Source organism: uncultured Parabacteroides sp., assembly GCF_947855115.1.
Classification (GTDB): domain Bacteria; phylum Bacteroidota; class Bacteroidia; order Bacteroidales; family Tannerellaceae; genus Parabacteroides.
This window is the reverse complement of the sequence record NZ_CANTZW010000056.1, coordinates 1-7,057: the sequence shown is the minus strand read 5'-3', so window position 1 is coordinate 7,057 and position 7,057 is coordinate 1. Positions and strand designations below refer to the sequence as shown.

The window sequence follows — 7,057 nt, the reverse complement described above, 5'->3', positions numbered from 1 at the left end:
ATAACCTAATCTAACTTAATTCTAATACCATGAAAAACACTATATCTTAATAACAAGACTCTCAAAAAAAGGTTCAAAGAAATGAGATTTTAAACCTCTTATTTACCTTGGTTGTTGTAACAGGAAACGAGAACAAGGTGAGTCTGATGGATAATGATCTCTTAAATATAACAAAACTGAGGCGCTGGCGGATCTGGAAACTGAAACTTATCGACGCCCGGCTTTATTTTGTAAGCATTTTCGTCGGATTGCTGACCGGATTGGTGGCGGTACCTTATCACTATCTGCTCCAGCAATTATTCAATAGCCGGAAACTTTTTTTCGATGGTCATTATCCTTGGTATTTCCATGTATTGTTTTTTCTCACGTTGTGGGGTATCTTGCTTTGCGTGAATTGGATCGTCAAGAAGATGCCGCTGATTACCGGCGGGGGCATTCCCCAGACACGGGCGGTTATCAATGGCAGGATCACATATAAGAACCCGTTGACGCAATTAATCGCCAAGTTCACGGGAGGTATATTAGCGATCAGCGCCGGCCTGTCCCTTGGCCGTGAGGGGCCGTGCGTACAGATCGGATCTTACGTGGGGAACATCATTTCCAAATGGGGACACGTATTGGCCGGAGAGCGTAAACAGCTTTTGGCCGCCGGAGCGGGGGCCGGATTAGCCGCCGCTTTCGCCGCTCCCCTTGCCTCCTCTCTCCTAGTGATCGAATCCATCGAGCGGTTCGACGCTCCCAAGACCGCCATCACTACCTTGCTGGCAGGAGTCGTGGCGGGAGGTGTGGCGAGCTTGATTTTCCCCTTCAATCCCTACTCGCAGATTAGCGCTATCGCCCCGCAGGTCACTTTTATGGATCAACTGAAGTTGTTTTTATTTCTGGCCGTGGTTATTTCCGTCTTCGGGAAAATTTACTCGATGTTCAACCTTTGGTGCAAGGATTTCTTTACCCGCCTGAAGTATCCTCCCTATATGAAGATGTTATACCTGCTGATCATAGCATATACAATCTCGCTGACAGAGATCAACTTGACGGGAGGAGGCGAGCAATTCCTGATCACGCAAGCGATGCACGGATATCGACCCGTTTTATGGATAGCGGTGATGATGCTCATCCATTTAATATTCACGTCTCTCTCTTTTTCCTCCGGACTGCCGGGAGGAAATTTCATTCCTACATTAGTTACCGGAGGATTGTTCGGGCAGATCATCGCCTTATTATTGGTGAGGTATGGTTTCATTGAGACGGAGAGCATCAGCTATATCATGTTAATCAGCATGGTGGGTTTCTTGGTGGCGGTACTCAGGACACCGCTGACGGGCATCGTCTTGATTACGGAGATAACCGGGCATCTGGAGGTATTCTACCCCTCAATCATTGTCGGCGGGCTTACGTATTACTTCACGGAAATGCTACAGATAAAGCCCTTCAACGTGGTTCTCTACGATGAGATGATCTCGACTCCCGCCTTCCGTACCGAAGGGCGTTCCAGCCTGTTCGTCGAGATCATGACAGGTGCCTATTTCGACGGGAAGGAGGTAGATCACCTCACCCTCCCCCAACGTTGTATCATCAAGACTATTCACAGGGATCGCAAGGACTTGGCTCCCGCCGGACAGACCCTGATCCCCGGCGATCAGGTAGAGATAGAAATTGACTCACAGGATATCGAGAAGTTGTATGAGCCGCTGGTTAGCATGGCGAATATCTATTAATCACTTATCAGCCAATCGCTGATGGTATGTCGCTCACGATCGAAATCAATGGCGACCTTTACGATAGGCAATCCGCACAAGGCAAAACGCTCGGGATAATTGCGTAAGTTTATCTGACTCATGGCCACATCGGCTGTTTTATCGAGCTTCAGCTCTACGATATAAAGCGTTGTTTTCGTACGCATCACCATATCTACACGGCCACGGGGAGTACGTACCTCTACGTCTACATACATCCCTAGCAAGCTGAAAATGGTGTAAAGCAAAGACTGGTAATGGCCCTCATAATCGGTATTGTCACATTTAGGGATCGTGGAGAGGAAGGTCTGCAACAAACGAAGGGCATCGTCCATTCTCTCCCCGGCAATCGCCTCGAAAAGGAGCGCTACCGTCGTAAGGCCCTCGGCGGTATATTGATGGAGATAACCCGGTAGCAAACTCTTCATCAATCCCATACGTACCTCCTTGTTGGGGATATCGAGCGTATAGAGATTCGTCAGCTCGGAGTAATCCTTTATCGTGATATAACCGCTCTGATAGAGTAGCGGGGTAATGTCTGTGATTCTTTCCGTTGGCGCGTCGAACGATTCGGCTATCGCTTTCCGTTCCCCGATCTGCTGGGGCTTTACATGGAACTTGTTCAACATCTCGATCAAATACGTAGGTGTGCCGCTGCCGAACCAGTAGGAACCGATCTTACCTTTAGACATAGCCACAAGCAGACTGAAAGGATTATATATGTCAGGTGATGGATACGTGAAATGATAACCATCATAATTATCTTTTAAACGTCTCAGCACTTCCTCGTACGAGATCTTCATATCCTTAGAGAGCAACTCTAAATCCTTCTTCATTTGTGTCAGCATTTCCTCTTCTGTAATGCCGCAAATAGCTGAATATAGCCCATCCATACTTATATTCTCTATATTGTTCAGCTCACTGAAAATACTTAACTGGGAGAATTTCGTGATACCGGTAAGAAACACATAGCGCAGGTAAGGATCGCAAGCCTTCAGCGGACTGTAGAAGTTACGCATCACGTTTCGTAATACGGGTAAGTTTTCCTCCTCGTGCATCACGTCGAGAAGCGGGGCGTCGTATTCATCGATCAGCACCACTACTTTCCGGCCTGTCCGTTCGTATGCGCATCGTATCAAATTCGCCAGACGGATATTAACGTCCTTCTCCCGCATATGGCAATCATACCGATCCTCATATCCCGACAACAGGAAATCTAACAAGCGATTCAAACGGGGCTCATCCACATGCTTCGCCATGCTGATATCGAAATGGAGTACCGGATAGGTTATCCATTCTTTCTCCAGCCTCTCCATGGCCAACCCTTCGAACAACTCTTTCCGACCCTCGAAATAAGCTTGGAGCGTAGAGGTAAGCAACGACTTGCCGAAACGACGGGGACGGCTCAAGAACATATAGCTTGAAGCGGAATGCGTCATGCGGTAGACATATTCGGTCTTGTCGATATATACATAATTCGCCTCCCTGAGCTTCGAGAAAGTCTGTATACCTATCGGATAAAGTTGTCGTTGAAAATCCATAACCATATTTCTTTTATCACAAAGCTACTATAAATAAAAGAGATCACAAAATATAACATTATCTATCTGATTCAAAAATGCCACACCAAGAATCCCCCGGTGTGGCACATCAACAAAGCGCTACATGATCAGAAATTATATTGAGCGGAAACATTCAGTCGGTTGGCGTGGCGGGTCATATCGTTGAAATCGGTACGCCAGCCTCTCAGGTACTCGGCGCCGACTTGCAGATTGGCGCTCACGTTCCAGAAAATGTTGGCTACCAAGTATTGGCCGTAACGGTATTGATCCGACGGGGTAACCGGGTAATCATTCTCGCTGTATAAACGAGTCTGGCTATAGGTACTGGAGACGAATACCTTCGGCGTGATATTATATTGCAAGCCAGCGTACCACCCCATCATCGGAAGCACTTGCATCTTGCCTTTGGCCTCGGGGTCCGGAACCAGATCCACGTCCAGATTACTGATATCGTTCAAGAACTGGCTGATACCCCGGCCGTAAGTAGCCTGACCGTAGAAGTTCAGCTTGCTTGTCACATTGAACGTAGAGGCGGCGAATACCCCCCACCCAGCCTTAGACTCGGCACGTTGCGCCACCAAGTTCTCGTATGTCATATTACGTACGATACCGGCTACACGGATATGGCTGCTCTTATTCCATGCGTATTGGATATAGGCAGGGAAGTTCGGCATACGCTGGTTGCTGATGTTCACGCTTTGGTTCGTGATACCATCTACCACCGGCATCTCGATACCTACCCCCGCTTTCCATCCCTTGCCGAAAGCACGCTCATAGCGTAACAGGGTGGCACGGCAGAAGACCTGTCCGGCAGGCCCCGCATAATCAATCGAAGGGGGAAGGGCAGCCGGGTCCATAAAAGTACTATAGTCGTAGCCCATCGTGAAGCCCAAGAAAGACACATAGGCGTTCTGGAGCTCGAAGACCTTACTGCCTCCCCGGAAGTTACCTGCCGTATACACGATAAAATTTCCAAGGCGTTTGGTACGCCCTACCAATTTCAAGAATATCGTACTGGTTGTGGCATCCATCTGAAACTGGTTGCGGACGTAGTTCTGTCCACTGTTCGGGATCATGGAAGGATAGAAATCAATATCATCCGAGATACCGCCGAAATCATACTCTGCCGTAGCCTTCACGTAACCGCCGATACCCAAGGCGAAACGTCCCTTACGATCGGTCAATACGAAGCGGGGGGCTTTCGGGTCATGGAAACGAGGACCCTGCGTCTCATTCATTATCCTCACGATTTCATCACCTGCCTTGTCTCGTCTGACAAGGATTATCGAATTTGGCGCATCATCCTCGATGACCACCTTCTGGGCCTTAGCGGGAGCCGATAGGAATCCCATACCTAGCAGCAATACTGCCCCTTGTACAAATAGTCTCATAAATGTGTCTTGTTTAGATTAATTACCTACTTTGAACAAGGTTATAAAGAAAAGGTTCTGATTTTAACAACCCTACGGGTGTTTTTTCCGCTCTATCGCCAACTCAAAAAACAGTCATATATACCACATTAAACGATTAATCGAAACCAATACAGCGTTAAGGCATAACATGGCATTAAAGCCAGTACTGTATTAAAGTACGGCACATCCTAAAATTAAATACAACGATCTTTTAAGAAATCGGTCAAAAATACTACTTTTGAAAATGAAACATTATACTTTTGGGGCTAAGCCAATATTATCTTTCGACTTAAAAATCACAGTTTATGAGATTACTCTTAATGGCTATTTTCATACTATCCGCTTTCTTGTACCCGACAAAGGCCCAAGAGCCTTGCCATCTGGCCTTGATACAGCCTACCCTCGTATGGGGAGATGTCCGGGCGAATCTTACCGCTTTCGACGAGCGGATACAGCGCTGCGAGGATAGCGACCTGATCATCCTCCCCGAACTATTCGCCTCCGGCTGCGATATGCGGAAAAAAGCTCCCGGATTGTCCCTGAAAGCGAAAGACGAGGTAGCCTCCCGCTTTACCGAGATACTGGGAAAAATGAAATCATGGTCGGCACGCACGCAAGCATTGGTTGTCGGATCGACAATCTACAAAGAAGAGGGCAAATACTACAATCGCCTGCTGGCCGTATTTCCCGATGGCAGCTATCAATATTACGACAAGCACAACTGCTTTAAGAAAGAGGTCTATACCCCGGGAGATAAACAGCTCATCCTCTCGTGGAAAGGGCACCGGATAGCTACTTACATCTGTTACGATCTCCGTTTCCCGGAATGGAGCCGTAACCAGGACCGTTCCTATGATACAGCTCTCTATATCGCCAACTGGCCCGACTCAAGGCGGGATGATTGGAACAAGCTTCTCCGGGAGCGAGCGATAGAGAACCAGGCCTATATCATCGCCGTAAACTGTGCCGGAACGGATTTGGCCGGGCTTTCCTATGCGGGCGACAGTTATTTGCTTTCTCCCCAAGGGAACATCCTAGGGCGTTGCGAGCCTTATAAAGACGATATCCTGTTTATAGAGTTACCGGGTCTCTGAGCCTTCTAAGATCGCTTTCACGTGATTCTTCAAGATATGGAAGGCGGGAGCGGCCATCGATCCATGGTCATATCCGTCCAACTCGTAGATATAAGTATCCTTATGCCCGGCTACCTTCATCATGCGCCAGAAATAGGCGTTCTCCTCATAACGGCCCAACATCTCCATCTCCCGATCGCCCGAGACGATAATCAATGGAGGAGCGTCGGGACGCACGTAAAACAAAGGGGCGAACTCGTCGATGCTTGGCTGGGTGTCTTTCATCCCCTTCGCCTGCCGATAAGCGAAATGGCTGATCGCATGACCGCTGAACGGTATCAAGGCTGCTATAGAATCTGCGTCTACCTGATACTTAGCCAGCCATTTCTTATCCAATCCGATCATATTTGTCAAATATCCCCCGGCCGAATGCCCCGAGACAAATATCTTACGCTTATTCCCACCGTACTTCTCAATCTCATTAAACGTCCAAGCGACAGCGGCAGCCGCATCATCGATACAATCACTCAAAGTGGCTTTAGGTAATAAACGGTAATTTACGGCTACGACAGCAAATCCGCAGTTCTTCAACTCCTCCGGAACAAACTTACCGCCTCCCGACAGTCCTCCGCCATGAAACCAGACTACCGTAGGGAAATCTTTCGCCTTTCCTGGATAATAAACATCCAATTTGCAACGTTCCACCGCATACGGATCCTCCGATTGTGTATAAGAGATATCCTTGGCCATTTCATAGCCCTGTTCCTGTGCCGCAAGGATATTACAGATAAACAGACAGAATAGGAACAAATAGATTTTCTTCATGATATTAGATAACTGTTTTTATTTGATAAACGATTTATTTAATAGCTGTCTTATTTGATTAATAATTTATTCAGTTAATGATTTATTCGATTAATGACTTACTTAATATAATAATGATCCAACAAACCAAATCTAACAAATCACTTGCTCAGCCCCAAAACCCCAATACTCCAAGATCATAGTAAACGACAAGATTGCAACAAGCGACACATCATTTGTATTTAACAGAAAGCGAATATATACATCTTATTTTATTTATCCAATCAGAACCTAATAAATAAAACCAGAAAACCCTAAAGATATCCACTCACCCAATTGTAGAGACGGGGCGTGCCCCGTCTCATCACGGACTGATAGTATTCTAAATATACAAATAAGACTACTGTCAAACACTGCGAGGGGAGGAGACGGGGCACGCCCCGTCTCTACAACTGGGGACATACAATAAA

General features: G+C 47.0%; 5 protein-coding genes. 2 read left to right on the top strand and 3 right to left on the bottom strand.

What is annotated here, in order from left to right:
* Positions 1-146: 146 nt before the first annotated feature.
* Positions 147-1,718: a ClC family H(+)/Cl(-) exchange transporter gene (locus tag Q0110_RS18120; protein ID WP_297909868.1), complete on the top strand. Its 1,572-nt coding sequence runs from the start codon at positions 147-149 to the stop codon at positions 1,716-1,718.
* Here the strand turns inward: Q0110_RS18120 and Q0110_RS18115 are convergent.
* Both Q0110_RS18115 and Q0110_RS18110 read right to left on the bottom strand, forming a co-directional pair.
* Positions 1,715-3,277 carry an ATP-binding protein gene (locus Q0110_RS18115; RefSeq protein ID WP_297909865.1) on the bottom strand — a complete coding sequence of 521 codons (1,563 nt, stop codon included), beginning with the start codon at positions 3,275-3,277 and terminating at the stop codon, positions 1,715-1,717. The genes Q0110_RS18120 and Q0110_RS18115 overlap by 4 nt on opposite strands.
* 128 nt (positions 3,278-3,405) lie before the next feature.
* The gene (locus tag Q0110_RS18110) at positions 3,406-4,689 is read right to left on the bottom strand and encodes a DcaP family trimeric outer membrane transporter (RefSeq protein ID WP_297909863.1); all 1,284 of its coding nucleotides are present in this window, start codon (positions 4,687-4,689) and stop codon (positions 3,406-3,408) included.
* 326 nt (positions 4,690-5,015) lie between these two features.
* Here Q0110_RS18110 and Q0110_RS18105 point away from each other — a divergent pair, with 326 nt between their 5' ends.
* Positions 5,016-5,804, top strand: a complete 789-nt coding sequence (locus Q0110_RS18105; RefSeq protein ID WP_297909860.1) for a nitrilase-related carbon-nitrogen hydrolase — start codon at positions 5,016-5,018, stop codon at positions 5,802-5,804.
* Here Q0110_RS18105 and Q0110_RS18100 read toward each other — a convergent pair.
* Positions 5,790-6,608 (bottom strand): alpha/beta hydrolase, encoded by an 819-nt coding sequence (locus Q0110_RS18100; RefSeq protein WP_297909857.1) that lies wholly within the window; start codon positions 6,606-6,608, stop codon positions 5,790-5,792. The two genes, Q0110_RS18105 and Q0110_RS18100, sit on opposite strands and share 15 nt — an antisense overlap.
* Between the last annotated feature and the right edge of the window lie 449 nt (positions 6,609-7,057).